We start from the raw sequence: 18,956 nt of genomic DNA on the forward strand, positions 1-18,956 counted from the left end.
TGAAACGCCCCGAAAACCAGCCAGGACCCCGGCCGCAGGCCAGCCGACTGCACAAAAAAGCGGCACGCCCCATCCGCCCCCCTCTGTGGCGGAAAACCGTCCGCGCGCCCGGTTTCCCTGAAATCCAAGGGTTCATCGGCTGCCCGCTGATGCGGCGTTTCCCGATATTTCAGCCTGTTTTTTGTGCAGTTCGCAAACTGCCCCGGAAATGACCTGTCTCAATCCAGAAAGTGCGTTTTATCCGCAATCGAATCCGGCATGCAGGCGCGCAACGTTAAAGGGACAAGGGAAGGAAACCCAATGAACGGAGCGGATACCGCCTGGATCATCGTTGCAACGGCCTTGGTGCTGTTCATGACGCTGCCGGGGCTGGCACTATTCTATGGCGGCCTGGTACGGGCGCGCAACGTGCTGAGCGTCTTCATGCATTGCTATGCCATCGCCTGCCTGATGAGCGTGCTTTGGCTGGCCTTCGGATACTCGATCGCCTTTGGCGAGGGCAACGCGGTCTGGGGCGGCCTGGGCAAGGCGTTCCTGATCGGGATCGACGCCGATACTCTGTCGGGCACCCTGCCCGAGGTGCTGTTCTTTGCCTTCCAGATGACCTTTGCCATCATCACCCCGGCGCTGATCGTCGGCGCCTATGTGGAACGCATCGGCTTTGGCTTTGTGCTGCTGTTCTCGGGGCTGTGGATGCTGCTGTGCTATGCGCCGGTGACGCACTGGATCTGGGGCGGCGGGTTTTTGTCCGATGGCGGCATCTTTGGCGAAACCGGTGTGCGCGATTTCGCGGGCGGCATCGTGGTGCACGAAACCGCAGGCCTTGCGGCGCTGCTGATCGCGGTGTTCCTGGGCCCGCGCAAGAACCGCACCACCCCGCCGCACAACCCCGGCTACGTGTTCATCGGCGCGGCGATGCTGTGGGTCGGCTGGTTCGGCTTCAACGGCGGCTCGCAACTGGCGGCTGACGGCGGCGCGGCGATGGCGCTGACCGTCACGCATATCTCGGCGGCGACCGCGTCGCTGACCTGGGCGCTGTGGGAAAAGATCAAGTTCGGGCGCGCATCCCTGGTGGGTATCGTGACCGGGACGATTGCGGGGCTTGCCTCGATCACTCCGGCGTCGGGCTTTGTCGGGCCGATCGAAGCGCTGGTTATCGGTGCGGTCGCGGGCATCCTGTGCCAGGAGGCGGTCAACCTGATCCGCAACACGCTGAAGATCGACGACACGCTGGACGTCTTTGCAGTGCACGGTGTCGGCGGCATCTTTGGCACGATCATGATCGCGGCCTTTGGCGCGGGCAGCTGGGCCGCGCAGCTGGGATCGCTGGTGATCGTGGGGGTGTTCACCACCGTGGTGACCGTGGTTCTGATCTTTGTGGTCAAGGCGATCACGCCGCTGCGCGTCGATGCCGAAACCGAGGTCAACGGGCTGGACCTGTCGGCCCATGGCGAACGCGCCTACGATCACGCCAGCTGATTCAGGGATCGGATGGTGACAAAGCAGGCCCCCATTGCGGGGCCTGTTTTCGTTTCGGGGTCAGCCGTAAAGCTCGGCCGCGCGGCGTTCAAAGGCGCGCACGACGCGCTGCATCGCCTCGTAGAAAAACATGCCGGCCGCGCCTTGCAGGATGCGGTTCTTGAATTCGAAATCCACGAAGAACGACACCTCGACCCCGCCGTCCGGGGCATCCTTGAAATCCCAGCGCGAGACAAGGTGCTTGAACGGGCCGTCCAGGTATTCGGTGTCGATGCGCCGGGCCTGCGGCCAGAGCGTGACCTTGGAGCCAAAGCGTTCGCGGAAGACCTTGAAGCTGATCACCAGGTCGGCCAGCATCACCTCGTGATCGCCGCAATCCTCGCGCGACCGGATGCGCGCGGCGGCGGTCCAAGGCAGGAACTGCGGGTAGTTGGCGACATCGGCCACAAGGGCGTACATCTGGTCGGCCGTGTACGGCAGGTGGCGGGTTTCAGAGTGGGTCGGCATGTCGCCCCTTTGCTTGGTGACAATGGGGCCTCATGTCGTATGCTGCGCGCGAAATTACAAGGGATGGATCATGCCTCAGCGTCCATATGTCGTAGACAAGATGATTTCGGCCAAGGCCATCGCCGCCCGGATCGAAGACCTTAGCGACCTGATCGAAAAGGAGTTTTCCGACACCGACAAGCTGGTGGTCGTGGGGCTTTTGCGCGGGTCCTTCGTGTTTATCGCCGACCTGGTGCGCGAACTGAAGCTGGACGTCGAGGTCGATTTCCTGGAGGCGTCCTCTTACGGCAACGAGCTGGAATCCTCGCGCGAGGTGCGCATCCTCAAGGACCTGCGCGGCGGGATCGAGGGGCGCGACGTGCTGGTGGTCGAGGATATCATCGACACCGGGTTCACCATGAAACACGTGCTGGGGCTGCTCAAGTCGCGCGGGCCGCGCAAGCTGCGCTCGATCGCGCTGCTGGACAAGCCGTCGCGCCGCGAGGTGCAGATCAAGGCGGATTGGACGGGCTTTGAGATCCCGGACGAATTCGTGGTGGGCTATGGCATCGACTTTGCCCAGCACAACCGCAACCTGCCCTTTATCGGCAAGGTGCGCTTTACCGACTGAGGCGCGCAGGCCCTAATGCTGACCGGCCAGCGCCCCGGCATTGGCCCGCAGCACCGAGACCAGCGCGGCGCGCAGGCTTTCGATGCGTCCGGCCCCGGCCAGATCGCGATGACAGGCAACCCAGACCGGCACGTCGATCCGGGGCATCAGGCCGGGTAACGGGGTCAGCCCGGCGCAGGCGTCGCCCAGGATACAGGGCAGGATGGCCCGCCCCTGCCCGGCCAGCGCCAGTTCGCGCAGCACCACGAAACTGTCGGCGCTGGCCGCCAGATCATCCTGCGGCAGGCACTGCGCCGCCCATTGCCCCGCCGGCGAGCCCGCAATCGGCCCGGTCAGACCCAGCCAGGTTTCCGGCGCCCCCGGCGCGGCATAGACGCCAAACCCCAGGGTGCAGGGCGCATCGCCAACCATGCCTTCGGGCAAGGCATTGGCCGGGCGCACGGCGACATCCGCCTGCAACCGCGCCATGTCCAGGTGCGTGTTGGCCGAGATCAGCGCCAGCCGGTAGGGCGCGACCCGCCGCGCGATGCGGGCATGTTCACGCGCCAGCAGGCCCGCGCAGAGCGTATCGACCGAGGTCACGCGCAACACCTGCGCCGCGCCCGTGCTTTTGCCGCGCATCAGTTGCCCGGCCTGTTCCATCGCCTCGGCGGCGCGGCGGGCGGCCTCGATCACCGGAACGCGGTCGGGGCGCAGCCGATAGCCCTGGGCGTGGCGTTCGAACACCGGGCCGCCTGCCGCCTCTTCAAAGGCGGCGATGCGGCGCAGAACGGTGGCATGGTTGACCCCCAGCGCCCGCGCCGCCGCCGCGACCGAGCCCTTTTCGGCCACCATCAGAACGTGCCGCAGATCGTCCCAGTTCACCCTGTGCAAGTTTTTGCCCCCTGATTGCAGGAATCGCTAATACTCTTGTGAAGGTACAGGTTCCTATTATGGTGGTACCATTGAACTCTCAGGGAGATATCCATGAAAAAGACTTTCGCACTGATTGCAGCCTTTTCGATTTTCGGCGGCACCGCCGCCCTGGCCCAGGACTATGCCGCCGAAGTAAAGGCGCGCCAGGGCCAGTTCCGCATCCTTGCGCTGAACCTGGGTGTTCTGGGGGGCATGGCCAAGGGCGACATCGCCTATGACATGGCCGCCGCACAGGCCGCCGCGGATTCGCTGGTGGGCGTGTCGATGGTGCACCAGCCGACGCTGTGGCCCGAAGGGTCCGACAACATGAGCATCGACGGCACCCGCGCCCAGCCCAACATGTGGGAAAACCTCGATGACGTGATGGCCAAATGGGGCGCGCTTGGCGATGCCGCCAAGGAAATGCAGACCGCGGCCGCCACCGGCCAGGAGGCGATCGGCCCCGCGCTTGGCAAGCTGGGCGGCACCTGCAAGGCCTGCCACGACGCCTATCGCGCGCCCGAGTGATCGGCGATGAAACGCGCCTTGAAACTGCTTGTCCCGGTGGCGGTCATCGCCGCCGGGGTGGGATTGTGGCTGACCGCTCCGGCCAAGGTTGACGCGGCCCTGATCGACGGGATCGAGGGCGATGCCGCGCGCGGCGAGGCGGTGTTTACCGCCGCTGGCTGTGCCTCGTGTCACCATGCGCCGAAAAGCGAGGACAAATTGGTTCTTGCTGGCGGGCAGCCCTTTGCCACGGCCTTTGGCACCTTTTATGCCCCGAATATTTCACCCGACCCCGAACACGGGATCGGCGCCTGGGATTTTCCCGAATTTGCCAATGCGGTGCTCAAGGGCACCTCGCCCGAGGGTCAGCATTATTACCCGGCCTTCCCCTACAGTTCCTACACCAAGATGGATCCGCAGGATCTGGCGGACCTGTTTGCGCATATGCAGACCCTGCCGCCCGATGCGACCCCGTCGAAACCGCATGATGTCGGGTTTCCCTTCAACATCCGGCGGTCTTTGGGCGGCTGGAAGCTGTTGTTCTTTTCCGACGACTACGTGATGGAGGTCGGCCCCGAGCTGGAGCGCGGGCGCTATCTGGTGGAAACGCTGGCCCATTGCGGCGAATGTCACACACCGCGCAACCCCTTGGGCGGACTGGATAAGTCGCGCTGGCTGGCAGGTGCGCCGAACCCGTCGGGGCAAGGCACCATTCCCGCGCTGACGCCGGACAAGCTGACCTGGGGCGCGTCGGATATCGCCTATTACCTCGAAACCGGGTTCACCCCGGATTTCGACAGCGTCGGCGGCCACATGGCCGCGGTGGTGTCGAATTTCGCGAAACTGCCGGCAGAGGACCGGCAGGCCGTGGCGGCCTATGTCAAGGCATTGCCCGCACCGGCACAGTGATCCCGGCGCCATCGAAACGAAGAAACGGCATTTTGCAGGTCGCGCTGTCGATCTCGCGCCAAGCCCCGTGGCCGGATGGCCCTGTCCTGGCAGGGCTGCCGAAGGTCTTTGACCTGCGCTGCGGCAGACGTTGCGTCCGGTCACTTGTCGTGCAAATCGCCGCATTTGTCGGCTCGCCTATGCACCGGCCTTTGCGGCAGACCCGGTGACGGCAGTGCCGTTCCTATTCAACACTTGTTCCATGCGATGGCAAAAGTCAGTGAATTCGGCAGCGCTTTCGAAATACACGCTTTTATAGGCAACGCGCCCCGAACGCGTGGAAACGACAAGCTCGGGGCCGCCTTCAGGGTAGTGCTTCACTTTGACACTCAGAACGTCGTCGTAGGATAGATAGTCTTCGCGCCGATCCCCTTTGGACATTGGGCGCTGCACTTTTTCTTCATCCAGAACAACTGTTCGGGATGAGTGCCTGTTCCTTTGGAGCCAGCGCAAGGTCATGAGACAGCAACCCAGATATATGACAAAGACCGTGATACTTGCCCCCATGACGAAAGCATCAGAATGTTGCCCTGTCGTGCCGTTGAATTCATAGGTGCGATGTGTGTGCAGGGAGGTGATGACGACAAAGACAATCAACCCTGCAAAGATCAAAAGACCGGACATGAAGATCGGCTGGAACGTGCCAGCCTTGTAGCTGTAAACCCGTTTCGCGAACGGTGAAGTGTTCATGTCCATGCCACCCTCATGCAACTTGCAGGACGCGATGAAATCCAAGTTTCGAAACCAGCATCAGGTTCGATACGCTGCAAGTCAACACGGGAGAGGCGCTGTCATGGCAGCGGCGCAGGTTGCCTGTCCGGCACCGCAAACACCCGGCCTTTGGCAGGCTTGCCCCGTCGTGGCATTCCCGGTCCAACGAATGCGGAAAGTCTATCCCTTGCTGATCTTCGCTTGGCGCGCATCGCGCAGGCGGGCGAAATCATCCCCGGCGTGATAGCTGGAGCGCGTGAGCGGCGTGGCCGACACCATCAGGAAGCCCTTGCCATAGGCGGCCTTTTCATAGGCTGCGAATTCCTCGGGGGTGACGAAACGGTCAACCACGTGGTGTTTCGGCGTCGGCTGCAGGTACTGGCCGATGGTCAGGAAATCGACATCGGCGGCGCGCATGTCGTCCATCACCTGACCGACAGACTGGCGGTCTTCGCCAAGGCCGACCATGATGCCGGATTTGGTGAAGATTGACGGGTCCAGTTCCTTGACCCGCTGCAGCAGGCGCAGAGAATGGAAATAGCGCGCACCGGGGCGCACCGTGGGGTAAAGGCCCGGCACGGTTTCAAGGTTGTGGTTGAAGACATCCGGTTTGGCGGCGACCACACGCTCCAGCACGCTGTCGTCGCATTTCAGGAAATCGGGCGTCAGGATTTCGATGGTGGTGCCGGGGCTGCGGTGGCGCACCGCGCGGATGGTCTGGGCAAAGTGTTCGGCGCCACCGTCCTCCAGATCGTCGCGGTCGACGCTGGTGATGACCACGTGGTTCAGCCCCAGTTTCTGCACAGCATCGGCCACGCGGCCCGGTTCAAAGGCGTCCAGCGCGTTGGGTTTGCCGGTGGCGACGTTGCAAAAGGTGCAGCCGCGGGTGCAAATTTCGCCCATGATCATCATGGTGGCGTGGCCCTGGTTCCAGCATTCGCCGGCGTTGGGGCAGCCTGCCTCTTCGCAGACGGTCACGAGGTTATGTTCGCGCATGATTTTTCGCGTGGCGTTATAGCCTTCGCCGCCGGGCGCCTTGACCCGGATCCAGTCCGGTTTCTTGGGCTGGGCGTTGTCGGGGCGATGCGCCTTTTCAGGGTGACGCTGAGACGGGATTTTGAGATCGCGCACGGTTTTTTCCCCGCGAAGAAGTGACGTTGCGTTTCTAATAAAGAAATGCAGGGGGTTTTACCAGTACCGCTTGGAGTGTCTTCCGAGTGGCGCATCCCAAACGTTAACCAGTGCCCCCTGCACCTTTTTCTTTTTGCGGCAAAGGGTTGCGGCCAGCCGTTGCGCCGGCCAGCGCATCGCACAAAAGCCTTGCGTCATTCACAAGTCCGCTGCCCACCTGTGCCAGGGTATCGGCCAGGGCGTCAAACCAGGGCGCCGGTTGCCGGGTGGCGCGGCGCACCAATCCGACACGGCGCGACGGCTGCACCCCGTCAAAGCGGCGCAAACCCATGCCCGGCGCCACGGCGCGTTCGGTCGCGGCGGCCAGTTCCGGCATCAAGGTCAGGCCAAAGCCCGCCTCGACCAGCCGCGTCAGCGTCGGCAGCGACGATGCCCCCATGTGAATGCGCGCGTGACCACGGCCGCGCCCGCAGGCGGCCAGCGCCTGATCGGTCAGGCAATGGCCATCCTCGAGCAGCAGCAGCTGACTGTCGCCAAGGCCTTCGGGATTGATGTCCGGCCCCAGGCTTTCCAGCCGCCCGGCGCTGCCCGCCAGCAAGAAGCGGTCCTCGAACAGCGCGCGTTCCTCCAGCCCGTCGCGTTCGCTGGGCAGGGCAAGGATGCAGGCGTCCAGCGCGCCTTCGGCCAGCAGGTCGAGAATGCGGTCGGTCTTGCCTTCGGTGATCTGCACATCCAGCGAAATATCGGCCGAGCGCAGGGCGGCCAGTGCCTCGGGCAGAAGATAGGGCGCGATGGTCGGGATCACGCCAAGGCGCAGCGCCCCGCCCAGCCCCAGCCGGTTGTGGGCGCTGCGTTCCAGCTGGGCGATGTCCGACAGCACCCGCTGCGCTGTTTCCAGCACTTCGCGGCCCAGCGGGGTCAGCAGCAGGCCGCGGGTCTGGCGTTCGACCAGCGCGCCGCCCAGGCTGCGTTCCAGTTCCTGGATCTGCACCGAAAGCGCCGGCTGGCTGACGTGGCATTGCTCTGCCGCGCGGCGGAAATTGCCCTGTTCGGCCAGCGCCTTGAAATAGGTCAGTTGCTTGAGCGTGATGTTCATACAAAGAACCTATCGCCGGGGGCGATAGGTTCAAGGTCTTCTTATCAATGGAAAGACGGGGGTCAGCCGACCAGGTCGCCGCCCTGCGCCGCGCGTTCTTCGTAGTGGCGGCGCAGGCGTTGCAGGGCGATGCGCAGCACCACCTTGCCCGAGCGCGCCGACCAGCCCAGCTGTTTTTCGGCGGTTTCCAACCCTTCAAGGTAGCAGCAGCAGCGCAGCGCCACATCGCCCAGACCGGGCCCCAGGTCGCGCAGCGCGGATTCAAGCCGGGTGCGCGCCGCCGAGCTGCCCATCTCGCCCTTGGCGCTGCCTGCCTGCACCCCCGCCGTCAGGAACTGATCCCAGTTCTGCGTGGTGCGCGGGCCCATCTGCGCCAGCTCGAAATCTTCGCGCATGCGTTCCCCGGCCGCCACAAGCACATCGCTGAGGAAGGGTTTGCCATCCTTGTCCCGACGCCGCGCCAGCGCGGTCAGCGGGCTTTCGACCAGTGTGAAGCGGCCTTTTCGGGCGCGCGGGTCGCGGTCGATCTCGTCCAGCGCCTCTTCGGCGGCGCGGCCCGAATCGAACCCGGCCTGCGCCTCGGCAAAACCGCGCACCCGGCTTTCCTGTTCGGCCATCATCTTGCCCAGTGCCGAGCGCCCGGACGAGGTGATGCGATAGCGCGAAATCCGGCCCGGCGCCTCGCAGGAAATCCAGTCCTTGAGGGCCATCGCCTGGGCGATCGCGGAATCCACCACCGCCGTGCGGGTCGAGCCGCCTTCGCCGGTGTCGCGCACCACGACGGATTTGTCCATTTCGGCGGCCACGGCCAGAACCGCCCCGCTTTCACAAAGCCGCCGCAGCACCCGGCGCGCTTCGCGCGTCAGGGTTTTTTCGTCCGGTGTGGACGGAATATCGGAAAATGCCGTCATAGCGTCGCTGTCCTTATCAGAGTGGATCGCACCTTTGGCAGGTCTGGAGCGGCCAAGCTGTCGCAAGGCGGCGTCAATCAAAGGATCGTCACGACGAGTTTCGATTTTCCGCACCTGTCGCAGGACGGTCGAGGCATGGCACCCCGCCTCCCGCGCCAAGGCGCGAATCGAATGTCCGTCCTCGGTGTGCGCAATGTATACGCGCGCCGCATCGGGCACCCAGTTTGGCAGCTGTGCCACCATGTCTGTTCCGCTGACCTCGATCATAATTCCCCTTCCCCGGGCGATCGGTTATCCACAATTTTATCCCCATGGATCAATCGCAACCTAGGCGTGTGTGTATTACTCCAAAGTTAAGATTGCCGTGCACCGCCTAGAATTCGCCACATTTTCTAAACAGCTCGGTAACCCTGCGTTCGCGCCGACACGCCCCGGCGCAACACCGCCCCGGGCTGTGTCACCTTTCCATCGTCAGAATCACCGATGGATTGGAGACCACGCCATGAAAGACATCCTGGGACTGCTGAACGATCTTCGCCGCCCCCGCCTGCTGATCCGCGCCGCCCGAATCGGCGCGCAGGATTACCGCCGGGCGCATCTGCACCGGCTGCTGGGCTATGGCACCCTGCCGCGTCCCGGCGCGGCGCTGATGAAGCTGATCGAGTTGGAAACCGATCTGGACGACCGGCGGCGCAGCGACGACGCGGGCTATTCCGTGTCGCGCCATGTCGAATTGCTTGTCGCCATGATGGGCGAAGCGCGCCTGTTGCGCGAAGCCCGCAGCTAGGCGGGGATCGTGTCGGTGATTGCGGCCCGGCCTGATCGGCCGGGCGCGCCCTGCCCGTCAGGTCCTCAGGTAAAGCTGTCCGGCATCGACGCCTTCTTGCGCGCCACGTAGTCCGACAGCGCCTCGGAAATCGCCGGATCAAGATAGGGCTGCTGATAGGTATCGAGCAGCTTCCTGACCCGCGCCGCGGCCAACACCTGGGTGTCGCGGCCGCCCTCTTCGGACCAGGCCTCGAAGGGTTTGTAATCCAGCAGGTCCGAGCGCCAGAAGGCGTTCTTGAAATTGGCCTGCGTATGGGCGCAGCCCAGGTAATGCCCGCCCGGGCCGACTTCGCGGATCGCATCCATCGCCTGGGCGTTTTCGTCGATCGCCACGCCGCGCGCCATGTGGTGCAGCGCACCCAGCTGATCGGCGTCCATCACGTATTTCTCAAAGCTGGACACCAGCCCACCCTCAAGCCAGCCGCAGGCATGCAGCATGAAGTTCACGCCCGATTGCAGGCCGACGTTCAGGGTGTTCGCGGTTTCATAGGCGGCCTGCGCATCAGGCAGCTTCGATCCGCAGAACGATCCGGCCGACCGGTACGGCAGGTTCAGCCGGCGCGCCAACTGGCCCGCGCCATAGGTGATCTGCGCCGCCTCGGGGGTGCCAAAGGTCGGCGCGCCCGAGTTCATGTCGATCGAGGTGACAAAGGCGCCAAAGATCACCGGCGCGCCCTTGCGCACCAGCTGGCTATAGGCGATCCCGGCCATGACCTCGGCCAGAACCTGGGTCAGCGTGCCCATCACCGACACCGGCGCCATGGCGCCGCCAACGATGAAGGGCGACACGATGCAGGCCTGGTTGTTGGCGGCATAGACCTCGAGCGCGCCCATCATCACATCGTCGAAGGTCATCGGAGAGTTGATGTTGACCAGCGAGGTCATCACCGTGTTTTCCTGGACGAACTCCTTGCCGAACAGGATCTCGCACATCTCGACGCTGTCCTGGGCGCGGCTGGGTTCGGTCACCGACCCCATGAAGGGTTTGTCAGAAAGCGTCATGTGGGCGTGCAGCATGTCCAGGTGCCGCTTGTTCACCGCCACGTCGGTGGGTTCGCAAACGGTGCCGCCGGAATGGTGCAGCCACTTGGACATCTGCCCCAGCTTCACGAACTTGCGGAAATCCTCGATCGTGGCATAGCGGCGCCCGCCATCCAGGTCGCGCACGAAGGGCGGGCCGTAAACCGGCGCCAGCACCAGGCTCTTGCCGCCGATGACGACATTGCGGTCGGGGTTGCGGGCGTGCTGGGTGTACTGGCTGGGCGCGGTCTTGATCAACTCGCGGGCCAGCCCGCGCGGCAGACGCACGCGTTCGCCCTGCACATCCGCCCCGGCATCGCGCCAGCGGTCAAGCGCGGCGGGATTGTTGACGAAATTGACGCCGATCTCTTCCAGGATCGTCTCGGCGTTGTGCTCGATGATCTCAAGCGCCTCTTCGCTCAGGATCTCGTAGTTGGGAATGTTGCGCTCGATGTATTTGGCGGTTTCCACCACGACCGAGCTGCGTTCCGCCCGCCGCGCGGCCCCGCCGCCGCCCCGAGCCCGTCTGCCGCGTGCCTCTGCTTCTGCCATCATCGTGATCCTCATAGCCTGTGAATGCGGCACAGGGTCTGCGCCGCCGCTTTGCAGGGGTTCTACAGCGCCGCGCGCCCGCGCCATTAGCGGATTCCGGCCATTGCGGGGGGAAAACGACATGCCGATTGCCGAAACCGCCCCGAACCGACAAAATTCCAAGGGCGGCAAGGCAAGCCAGCGCGCCGGCCCGGTCCACAGGCCGTCCCGGATGCCGCCGCCGCGCACCCCATTCTGCCGTCCGCAACCATACCCAAAGCGGCAAAGCCATCTTGCACAGGCGCGCGCGCGCCCCTAAAGCATCGCCATGACACAGCATGATCGCCTTCTCATCATCGACTTCGGATCGCAAGTGACGCAGCTGATCGCGCGCCGCCTGCGGGAACTGAACGTCTACTGCGAAATCCACCCCTACCAGGGCGTGACCATGGACATGGTCCGCGCGATGGCGCCAAAGGCGATCATCTTTTCCGGGGGCCCCGACAGCGTCACCCGCGAGGGAAGTCCACGCGCCCCGCAAGAGATTTTCGACTACGGCGTGCCGATCCTTGGCATCTGCTATGGCCAGCAGGTCATGATGCAGCAGCTGGGCGGCCGCGTCGAATCGGGCCACGGCACCGCCGAGTTCGGCCGCGCCTATGTCGAACAAAAGGCCCAGCTTGACCTGCTGGACGGCTGGTTCACCGAAGGCCGCGAACAGGTCTGGATGAGCCACGGCGACCACGTCGCCGAAATCGCCCCGGGTTTCGAGGTCTACGGCACCTCGCCCGGCGCGCCCTTTGCCATCACCGCAGACGCCTCGCGCCACTTCTACGCGGTGCAGTTCCACCCCGAGGTGCACCACACCCCGCGCGGCGCGAAACTCTACGAGAATTTCGTGAAACTGGCGGGTTTCACGGGCGACTGGACCATGGGCGCCTACCGCCAGGAAGCCATCGACAAGATCCGCCAGCAGGTGGGCGACGCCAAGGTAATCTGCGGCCTGTCCGGCGGCGTCGACAGCTCGGTCGCGGCCGCGCTGATCCACGAGGCCATCGGCGATCAGCTGACTTGCGTCTTTGTCGATCATGGCCTCCTGCGCCTGAACGAGGCCGAAGAAGTCGTGACCATGTTCCGCGATCACATGAACCTCCAGGTGATCCACGCACAGGAACAAGAGCTGTTCCTTGGCGAGCTTGACGGCGTCAGCGACCCCGAAACCAAGCGCAAGATCATCGGCAAACTCTTCATCGACGTCTTCCAGAAATACGCGAACGACATCGAAGGCGCGCAGTTCCTCGCCCAGGGCACGCTTTATCCCGACGTGATCGAAAGCGTGTCGTTCAGCGGCGGCCCCTCGGTCACCATCAAATCGCACCACAACGTCGGCGGCCTGCCCGAAAAGATGGGCCTGAAACTGGTGGAACCGCTGCGCGAGCTGTTCAAGGACGAGGTCCGCGACCTTGGCCGCGAACTGGGCCTGCCCGCGCATTTCATCGGGCGCCACCCCTTCCCCGGCCCCGGCCTTGCGATCCGCTGCCCCGGCGAAATCACCCGCGAAAAGCTGGAAATCCTGCGCAAGGCGGACGCGGTCTATATCGACCAGATCCGAAAGCACGGCCTTTACGACGACATCTGGCAGGCCTTCGTGGCGATCCTGCCGGTCCGCACCGTCGGCGTGATGGGCGACGGGCGCACCTATGATTATGCCTGCGCCCTGCGCGCGGTGACCTCGGTCGATGGCATGACGGCGGATTACTACCCCTTCACCCACGACTTCCTTGGCGAAACCGCCACGCGGATCATCAACGAGGTCAAGGGCATCAACCGCTGCACCTATGACATCACCTCCAAGCCTCCGGGCACGATCGAGTGGGAATGACCCCCCACTGATTTCCAATTGCCCCAAATATCCCGGGGAGCGCGAGGGGCAGCGCCCCTCGCCCATGGGACGGCGGGCGGGGCGAGGTTCCGGCGTAAAGCCGGAACAAGCGCCGTCCAGCCTCCCCGCGCATCATTCATAATAAACATGCAGATTATGAATTTGCCTTGATCTGCGATCCGTGAAAAACCCGGCCGAAACCGACCAAGGGGTCCCCATGTCCAATGCTCTGACCAAACTGCTCGAAACCCGCGACTGGCTGCTGGCCGATGGCGCGACGGGCACCAACCTGTTCAACATGGGCCTGATGTCCGGTGACGCACCGGAATTCTGGAACGAAAACGAACCCGACAAGATCCGCGCGCTCTATCGCGGTGCGGTCGATGCGGGCTCCGACCTGTTCCTGACCAACTCCTTTGGCGCCAATGCCTCGCGCCTCAAACTGCACGACGCCGCCCACCGCGCCTATGAGCTGTCGAAACTGTCCGCCGAACTGGGCCGCGAAGTGGCCGATGCCGCGGGCCGCCCGGTCATCGTCGCAGGCTCGGTCGGTCCGACCGGTGAAATCATGGGCACCGCCGGCACGCTGGCGCATGAAACCGCCGTGCAGATGTTCGAGGAAACCGGCAAGGGGCTGATCGACGGCGGGGCCGATGTGCTTTGGGTCGAAACCATCTCTGCCCCCGAGGAATTCCGCGCCGCCGCCGAGGCCTTTGGCAACATCAATGCCCCCTGGTGCGGCACCATGAGCTTTGACACCGCCGGGCGCACCATGATGGGCGTCACCTCGGCCTCGATGGTCGATCTGGTCGAAGGTCTGCCCAACCCGCCCATCGCCTTTGGCGCCAACTGCGGTGTCGGCGCGTCGGACCTGCTGCGCACCGTACTGGGCTTTGCCGCCCAGGGCACCGAACGTCCGATCATCGCCAAGGGCAACGCCGGTATCCCGAAATACCACGAAGGCCACATTCACTATGACGGCACGCCCGAGCTGATGGCCGACTACGCCGTACTGGCCCGCGACTGCGGGGCCAGGATCATCGGCGGCTGCTGCGGCACCATGCCGGTGCACCTCAAGGCGATGCGCGAGGCGCTGGAAACCCGCCCCCTTGGCCCGCGCCCGACGCTCGATCAAATCGCAGGCGCGCTTGGCGGTTTTTCCTCGGACAGCGACGGTCTGGGCGAAGAGGCCGGCGCAGGCCGCGTTCGCCGCAGCAAACGCCGCCGCGTCTAACGCCATCCCATTCACCGAACCCAAAGCAGGCCGGGGCAATCCCCGGCACCCTTGCCATGTGCCTAGAACAAACTCAGCTGATCCCCGGCCCGGGCGGGCGGTCTGAACAGATCGCAGCGCAGCGGTGGTTGCGCGTCGTTCAGCCCCAGCGCCCGCGCCGCGCGGTCAAAGCGCTGCGCGATGATCTGTGCATAAGGCCCCTCGCCGCGCATGCGTTTGTGCCAGGCGCTGGAATAGACCTCGCCGCCGTGCATGGCGCGCAGATGGCCCATGATGCGCGCGGCGCGGTCGGGATAGTGTTCCTGCAACCATTCCTGCCACAGATCGGCCACCTCGCGCGGCAGGCGCAGCATGATCCAGCTGGCCGAGGTGGCCCCGGCGCCCCGCCCCGCTGTCAGGATCGCCTCAAGCTCCGGGTCGGTCAAGGCGGGCACCATGGGCGAGGCCATGACCCGCACCGGCACGCCCGCTTCGGTCAATCTGCGGATCACCGCCAGGCGGCGCGCAGGCGCGGGGCAGCGCGGCTCCATCCTGCGGCTCAGCCCGGCGTCCAGCGTTGTCACCGAAATCCCCACCCGCACCAAACCCTGCGCGGCCATGTCGGACAAAATATCCAGATCGCGTTCGATCAAGGTGCCCTTGGTCACGATGGCCACCGGATGGCGAAAATCGCGCAGCACCTCAAGACAGGCGCGCATGATGCCACGGTCGCGTTCGATCGGTTGGTAGGGGTCGGTGTTGGTGCCGATGGCAATCGGCGCAACAGCATAGCGCCGCGCCCGCAATTCGCGCGCCAGCACCTGCGGCGCGTTGGGGCGGGCAATCAGCCGCGTTTCGAACTCCAGCCCCGGCGACAGCCCCAGATAGGCGTGGCTGGGCCGGGCAAAGCAATAGATGCACCCGTGCTCGCAGCCGCGATAGGGGTTCAACGACCGGTCAAACGGCAGATCGGGCGACCGCACATAGTTGATGACACTGCGCGCCACCTCGTCGCTGACAAAGGTGCGCAGCACCGGCAGGTCTTCGGGAATGTCCCAGCCGTCCTGCACATCCTCGCGCACATGGCGTTCGAACCGGCCGGTTTCACGGCTGGCGGCCCCCCTTCCGGGGCGGCGTTCCTTTGGGACGGGGCGCGTGGCATCAGGCATCTGCACAAATTAGAACACAACAAGAACATGCGCAAGTTTCTGACATTCTGTCGCATCCACGTCGGAACCGGCGCGCCCCATGTCGGAATTCGCCAATTGTCAAAACCTTTCTGGCCACAATAGAGAAATGAACCACAGCCCTGCGGGCGTCCGCAGGCCGGTACAAGGAAACGCACCAAATGTCCGATGAAGAAGAGATCATCCTCGCTGACCTGAACGACGAAGAACTTGTCGAACAGATGTGGGACGACCTGTACGACGGTCTGAAGGAAGAGATCGAAGACGGCGTCAACATCCTGCTGGAACGCAAGTGGACCCCCTACGACGTTCTGACCAAGGCGCTTGTCGGCGGCATGACCATAGTCGGCAACGATTTCCGCGATGGCATTCTCTTTGTTCCCGAGGTGCTTTTGGCCGCCAACGCCATGAAGGCGGGCATGGCGATCCTGAAACCGCTGCTGATCGAAACCGGCGCACCGCGCATGGGCAAGATGGTGATCGGCACGGTCAAGGGCGACATCCACGACATCGGCAAGAACCTTGTTTCGATGATGATGGAGGGCGCGGGTTTCGAGGTGGTCGATCTGGGCATCAACAACCCGGTTGAAAAATACCTCGAGGCGCTGGCCACGGAAGAGGCCGACATTCTTGGCATGTCCGCCCTGCTGACCACCACCATGCCCTACATGAAAGTGGTGATCGACACGATGATCGCCCAGGGCATCCGCGATGATTACGTCATCCTGGTCGGCGGCGCCCCGCTGAACGAGGAATTCGGCAAGGCCATCGGCGCCGACGCCTATTGCCGCGATGCGGCCGTGGCCGTCGAGACCGCCAAGAAATTCATCGCGCGCAAGCACAACCAGATGGCTGCCGGCTGATTGCACGAGAAGCGTCACGGCAAATTTCCACCCAAAGGCCTCTTTCGTGCAAAGAGGCCTTTTTCTTTGCCCGCGCATGTCCCATATTGGCTGCAAGAATAAGGAGAGCTGCGTGCCTGTTACATCCTTTGCGCTTCTGATCTTGTCCGTCATTGCCGCTGCCGCGCTGACGATCTGGGCGGTTTCGGCCTGGGGCATGCTGACGGTGATGCCGCTGCTCTTGTGTCTTGCGCTGGTGGCCCGATGGGCGCTGGCGCATGTGCCGCACGATGACAACCACGCCTGATCTTCCCCTTCCCGACCTGTCGACCCTGACCGAGGACGGGTTTGCCGCCACCGGCAAGGGCCGTGTCCTGCTGATTGCCTGCGGCGCGCTGGCGCGCGAGATCCTTGACATCAAGGCGCGCAATGGCTGGGACCACCTGGACCTGACCTGCCTGCCCGCCATCCTGCACAACCACCCCGAACGCATCACCGATGCCGTGCGCGACGCCGTGGCCAGGCACCGGAGCCAGTACGAACAGATCTTTGTGGTCTATGCCGATTGCGGCACCGGCGGCCTGCTGCAGGCGGCCTGCGAAGACATGGGGGTCGAGATGGTGGCCGGGCCGCATTGTTATGCCTTTTTCGACGGCGTGCAGGCCTTTGAGGATCGCGGCGAGATCACCAGCTTTTACCTGACCGATTTCCTGGTGCGGCAGTTCGATGCCTTTGTCTGGAAACCGCTGGGGCTGGATCGCCACCCGGACCTGCGGCACATGTATTTCGGCAATTACGAAACGCTGGTCTACCTGGCGCAGACCGATGACCCGGCGTTGACGGACAAGGCGCGGGCGCAGGCCGAACGGCTGGGACTGGCATTCGAGCGGCGCATGACCGGCTATGGCGATCTGGCGGTGACCCTGTCGGACTGGGCCGGGCGCGGCTGACGGGGCTTGGGGGCGCTGCCCCCGCCCTGGCCTTTGGCCAGGACTCCCCCGGGATATTTTGGGCAAATGGAAACCGGGCGCGCGGTTATTCCCCTAGGGTTTCGCGCAGCACGAAGGACACCGGGACAAGCGCAACCGAGCTGGCCCGGTCCTGAAGCCCCCACAGCATCAGCGCCGAGACCGTATCGGCGCGCAGGCGGCCCAGCATGATCACTGCCCCTTCCTGGCGCGAGCGAAAGGCCGCCTGATCGAGGAAGCGGCGGATCACCCTTGCATCCTGGCCTTCGCCGTCGAAGTCGCGGAACAAGGTGGCCGAGGGCACGCCGGCCTTGGCGGCCAGTTGCTGGGCGGTGTTCAGCCCCTTTGGCAGGGTCACCAACCCGTGACCCGAGGCGGCCAGTGCCTCGGTGACCTGGGTCGAGATCGCGCGGCTGCCCTGGATGCCGCCCTGGGGGTCTTCGAGAACGCCGATGGCCTGCGGCACCGCATCCAGCGCCCCGGCCAGCGAAACTTCGACATCCGAGGCCTGCGCGCCTTCGGGAATGTCGGCCAGAACCATGACTTCGAAGCCCAGGTCGCGGTAGGCGGCGGCGGTTTCCTGCGGCGCGGGATGGGCCGGGTCGATGGCGAAGGTCACCGGGAAGGGAAAGCTGCCAAGCGCGTCGGGGCCAAGCGGGCCGGTGCCGTCGTCGATCAGCACGATGGCCATGCGCGGCTGGTCCGGCGCGGCCTCGGCGGGGGCGGAAAAGCGGATCAGCGGGCTGTCATCGCCAAGACCGGTCGCGGTGCCGGCGGTGGCGGCATCCTGGGGCGCGTCGCTGTCGCCGCCAATGCTGGGCAGGCGGCCCTGCGGGACGGCCGGTTCGCGATCGGTCAGGGTTCCGGCCGAGGTACCAAGGCCGATGGCGCCGTCTTGTTCGCCGGGCTCGGCGCGCAGCTGGGGCAGGTCCTCGGCGCTTTGTGCGGGGTCATCCGGGGTATCCGGGATGGCGGCGGGATCATCCGCCGGGGGCTGATCGACCTGCGCTGCCTCGGGCGCCGGGGCCTCGGCCTGCGCGGGCGCGGGCGCGGCGGGCTTCGGCGGTTGCGCCGGGTCGGTCGAGATCGACAGGGCCTGTTCGGGGGCGGGCATGTCCGGGGCTTCGGCCTGGGCGGTCGGCACGACCGGGGCATCCGAGCTGACGCTGAGCGGCGCAGCGGGCGCATCGCTGACCGCCTGCGGCGCCTGCGGTGCTTCGCCGATCTGCGGCGGTGCGGGCGGTTCGGTATCGGTGCCGATCTGGCCGGGGGCCTCAGGGGGGGCAAGATCAGCGGCGGGCTGCTCTGGCAGGGTCACGCCGGTTTCAGGTTCGGGGCTGCGGCCCGGCTGGGTGCTTTCGACCGCAGCGGGGGCTTTGGGGGCATCGGCGGCCGTGGGTTCCTGCACGACGGGGCGTTCGGGCGCGGCATCGGAGGCCTGCGGCGCCGGGGATTGATCGACCTGCGGCACGGGCGGCAAGGGGCTGGTCTGGTTTCCCGGGGTTCCGACCGCAATCGACAATGCCGCCGCGCCAAAGCCCGCAACAACGGTTCCCCAGATCGCGCCCATCACAAATCCGCGTGCCATATGTCCTGCCCTTTGCCCAATTGTCATGCCTGCTGCGGGCCTGTTGTCCCTTGGTGCTCTTGACGCCACCGGGCCCGCCTGCGCATGTATACCGCGACCAAGC

Annotated in this window: 19 protein-coding genes; 10 read left to right on the plus strand and 9 right to left on the minus strand. The window is 64.8% G+C overall.

Going from position 1 to position 18,956, the window contains the following annotated elements; all coding sequences use genetic code 11:
* Nucleotides 1-300: 300 nt before the first annotated feature.
* The gene (locus QF118_RS14485) at nt 301-1,479 is read left to right on the plus strand and encodes an ammonium transporter (RefSeq protein ID WP_282299752.1); all 1,179 of its coding nucleotides are present in this window, start codon (nt 301-303) and stop codon (nt 1,477-1,479) included.
* 60 nt (nt 1,480-1,539) lie between these two features.
* Here the strand turns inward: QF118_RS14485 and QF118_RS14490 are convergent, their stop codons facing one another.
* Nucleotides 1,540-1,986 (minus strand): type II toxin-antitoxin system RatA family toxin, encoded by a 447-nt coding sequence (locus tag QF118_RS14490; RefSeq protein WP_282299753.1) that lies wholly within the window; start codon nt 1,984-1,986, stop codon nt 1,540-1,542.
* Nucleotides 1,987-2,056: 70 nt separating this feature from the next.
* On the opposite strand from QF118_RS14490, the gene hpt reads away from it, so the two are divergent.
* Nucleotides 2,057-2,596: a hypoxanthine phosphoribosyltransferase gene (gene hpt / locus QF118_RS14495; protein WP_282299754.1), complete on the plus strand. Its 540-nt coding sequence runs from the start codon at nt 2,057-2,059 to the stop codon at nt 2,594-2,596.
* Nucleotides 2,597-2,608: 12 nt separating this feature from the next.
* On the opposite strand, the gene QF118_RS14500 is transcribed toward hpt, so the two are convergent.
* Nucleotides 2,609-3,460 carry a LysR family transcriptional regulator gene (locus QF118_RS14500; RefSeq protein ID WP_282302489.1) on the minus strand — a complete coding sequence of 284 codons (852 nt, stop codon included), beginning with the start codon at nt 3,458-3,460 and terminating at the stop codon, nt 2,609-2,611.
* Nucleotides 3,461-3,562: 102 nt separating this feature from the next.
* On the opposite strand from QF118_RS14500, the gene QF118_RS14505 reads away from it, so the two are divergent.
* Together QF118_RS14505 and QF118_RS14510 are read left to right on the plus strand one after the other, a co-directional pair.
* Nucleotides 3,563-4,018, plus strand: a complete 456-nt coding sequence (locus tag QF118_RS14505) for a c-type cytochrome (RefSeq protein WP_282299755.1) — start codon at nt 3,563-3,565, stop codon at nt 4,016-4,018.
* A 6-nt stretch (nt 4,019-4,024) separates the two neighbouring features.
* Complete coding sequence (locus QF118_RS14510; protein WP_282299756.1) at nt 4,025-4,906, plus strand: cytochrome c; 882 nt, start codon at nt 4,025-4,027, stop codon at nt 4,904-4,906.
* A 177-nt stretch (nt 4,907-5,083) separates the two neighbouring features.
* On the opposite strand, the gene QF118_RS14515 is transcribed toward QF118_RS14510, so the two are convergent.
* The 4 genes from QF118_RS14515 to QF118_RS14530 all read right to left on the minus strand — a co-directional run bounded on the left by QF118_RS14515 (nt 5,084) and on the right by QF118_RS14530 (nt 9,061).
* Nucleotides 5,084-5,641: a hypothetical protein gene (locus QF118_RS14515; protein ID WP_282299757.1), complete on the minus strand. Its 558-nt coding sequence runs from the start codon at nt 5,639-5,641 to the stop codon at nt 5,084-5,086.
* Nucleotides 5,642-5,836: 195 nt separating this feature from the next.
* A complete protein-coding gene (gene lipA / locus QF118_RS14520; RefSeq protein WP_282299758.1) occupies nt 5,837-6,787 on the minus strand; it encodes a lipoyl synthase in 951 nt (316 codons plus the stop codon).
* A gap of 103 nt (nt 6,788-6,890) precedes the next feature.
* Complete coding sequence (locus QF118_RS14525; protein ID WP_282299759.1) at nt 6,891-7,883, minus strand: hydrogen peroxide-inducible genes activator; 993 nt, start codon at nt 7,881-7,883, stop codon at nt 6,891-6,893.
* A gap of 62 nt (nt 7,884-7,945) precedes the next feature.
* Nucleotides 7,946-9,061 carry a DUF6456 domain-containing protein gene (locus tag QF118_RS14530; RefSeq protein ID WP_394357063.1) on the minus strand — a complete coding sequence of 372 codons (1,116 nt, stop codon included), beginning with the start codon at nt 9,059-9,061 and terminating at the stop codon, nt 7,946-7,948.
* Nucleotides 9,062-9,296: 235 nt separating this feature from the next.
* Between QF118_RS14530 and QF118_RS14535 the strand changes: the two genes are divergently transcribed.
* Nucleotides 9,297-9,581: a DUF6477 family protein gene (locus QF118_RS14535; protein WP_282299760.1), complete on the plus strand. Its 285-nt coding sequence runs from the start codon at nt 9,297-9,299 to the stop codon at nt 9,579-9,581.
* Between the two features lie 65 nt (nt 9,582-9,646).
* On the opposite strand, the gene QF118_RS14540 is transcribed toward QF118_RS14535, so the two are convergent.
* Entirely contained in the window at nt 9,647-11,194 is a 1,548-nt protein-coding gene (locus QF118_RS14540; RefSeq protein WP_282302491.1) for a trimethylamine methyltransferase family protein, read from the minus strand.
* A gap of 301 nt (nt 11,195-11,495) precedes the next feature.
* Here QF118_RS14540 and guaA point away from each other — a divergent pair, with 301 nt between their 5' ends.
* Both guaA and bmt read left to right on the plus strand, forming a co-directional pair.
* Nucleotides 11,496-13,055 carry a glutamine-hydrolyzing GMP synthase gene (gene guaA, locus QF118_RS14545; RefSeq protein WP_282302492.1) on the plus strand — a complete coding sequence of 520 codons (1,560 nt, stop codon included), beginning with the start codon at nt 11,496-11,498 and terminating at the stop codon, nt 13,053-13,055.
* A gap of 217 nt (nt 13,056-13,272) precedes the next feature.
* Nucleotides 13,273-14,289: a betaine--homocysteine S-methyltransferase gene (gene bmt, locus QF118_RS14550; protein ID WP_282299761.1), complete on the plus strand. Its 1,017-nt coding sequence runs from the start codon at nt 13,273-13,275 to the stop codon at nt 14,287-14,289.
* 62 nt (nt 14,290-14,351) lie between these two features.
* Here bmt and QF118_RS14555 read toward each other — a convergent pair whose 3' ends face one another.
* On the minus strand, nt 14,352-15,437 hold the full coding sequence (locus QF118_RS14555; protein WP_282299762.1) for a PA0069 family radical SAM protein: 1,086 nt from the start codon (nt 15,435-15,437) through the stop codon (nt 14,352-14,354).
* A gap of 179 nt (nt 15,438-15,616) precedes the next feature.
* On the opposite strand from QF118_RS14555, the gene QF118_RS14560 reads away from it, so the two are divergent.
* The 3 genes from QF118_RS14560 to QF118_RS14570 all read left to right on the plus strand — a co-directional run bounded on the left by QF118_RS14560 (nt 15,617) and on the right by QF118_RS14570 (nt 17,247).
* A complete protein-coding gene (locus QF118_RS14560; RefSeq protein WP_282299763.1) occupies nt 15,617-16,318 on the plus strand; it encodes a corrinoid protein in 702 nt (233 codons plus the stop codon).
* 112 nt (nt 16,319-16,430) lie between these two features.
* Entirely contained in the window at nt 16,431-16,604 is a 174-nt protein-coding gene (locus tag QF118_RS14565) for a hypothetical protein (RefSeq protein ID WP_282299764.1), read from the plus strand.
* On the plus strand, nt 16,588-17,247 hold the full coding sequence (locus QF118_RS14570) for a DUF1638 domain-containing protein (protein WP_282299765.1): 660 nt from the start codon (nt 16,588-16,590) through the stop codon (nt 17,245-17,247). The genes QF118_RS14565 and QF118_RS14570 overlap by 17 nt, the downstream gene beginning before the upstream one ends.
* A gap of 85 nt (nt 17,248-17,332) precedes the next feature.
* Here QF118_RS14570 and QF118_RS14575 read toward each other — a convergent pair whose 3' ends face one another.
* Complete coding sequence (locus tag QF118_RS14575) at nt 17,333-18,853, minus strand: divergent polysaccharide deacteylase family protein (protein WP_282299766.1); 1,521 nt, start codon at nt 18,851-18,853, stop codon at nt 17,333-17,335.
* Nucleotides 18,854-18,956 lie beyond the last annotated feature (103 nt).

This window comes from Tropicibacter oceani, from assembly GCF_029958925.1.
Taxonomy (GTDB): Bacteria; Pseudomonadota; Alphaproteobacteria; order Rhodobacterales; family Rhodobacteraceae; genus Pacificoceanicola; species Pacificoceanicola oceani.

Bases quoted from the DNA above. Each gene is read 5' to 3' on its own strand.
- QF118_RS14485 (WP_282299752.1), top strand. From the start codon at position 301: ATGAACGGAGCGGATACCGCCTGGATCATCGTTGCAACGGCCTTGGTG.
- QF118_RS14490 (WP_282299753.1), bottom strand. From the start codon at position 1,986: ATGCCGACCCACTCTGAAACCCGCCACCTGCCGTACACGGCCGACCAG.
- hpt (WP_282299754.1), top strand. From the start codon at position 2,057: ATGCCTCAGCGTCCATATGTCGTAGACAAGATGATTTCGGCCAAGGCC.
- QF118_RS14505 (WP_282299755.1), top strand. From the start codon at position 3,563: ATGAAAAAGACTTTCGCACTGATTGCAGCCTTTTCGATTTTCGGCGGC.
- QF118_RS14510 (WP_282299756.1), top strand. From the start codon at position 4,025: ATGAAACGCGCCTTGAAACTGCTTGTCCCGGTGGCGGTCATCGCCGCC.
- QF118_RS14515 (WP_282299757.1), bottom strand. From the start codon at position 5,641: ATGGACATGAACACTTCACCGTTCGCGAAACGGGTTTACAGCTACAAG.
- QF118_RS14525 (WP_282299759.1), bottom strand. From the start codon at position 7,883: ATGAACATCACGCTCAAGCAACTGACCTATTTCAAGGCGCTGGCCGAA.
- QF118_RS14530 (WP_394357063.1), bottom strand. From the start codon at position 9,061: ATGATCGAGGTCAGCGGAACAGACATGGTGGCACAGCTGCCAAACTGG.
- QF118_RS14535 (WP_282299760.1), top strand. From the start codon at position 9,297: ATGAAAGACATCCTGGGACTGCTGAACGATCTTCGCCGCCCCCGCCTG.
- QF118_RS14540 (WP_282302491.1), bottom strand. From the start codon at position 11,194: ATGGCAGAAGCAGAGGCACGCGGCAGACGGGCTCGGGGCGGCGGCGGG.
- bmt (WP_282299761.1), top strand. From the start codon at position 13,273: ATGTCCAATGCTCTGACCAAACTGCTCGAAACCCGCGACTGGCTGCTG.
- QF118_RS14555 (WP_282299762.1), bottom strand. From the start codon at position 15,437: ATGCCTGATGCCACGCGCCCCGTCCCAAAGGAACGCCGCCCCGGAAGG.
- QF118_RS14560 (WP_282299763.1), top strand. From the start codon at position 15,617: ATGTCCGATGAAGAAGAGATCATCCTCGCTGACCTGAACGACGAAGAA.
- QF118_RS14570 (WP_282299765.1), top strand. From the start codon at position 16,588: ATGACAACCACGCCTGATCTTCCCCTTCCCGACCTGTCGACCCTGACC.
- QF118_RS14575 (WP_282299766.1), bottom strand. From the start codon at position 18,853: ATGGCACGCGGATTTGTGATGGGCGCGATCTGGGGAACCGTTGTTGCG.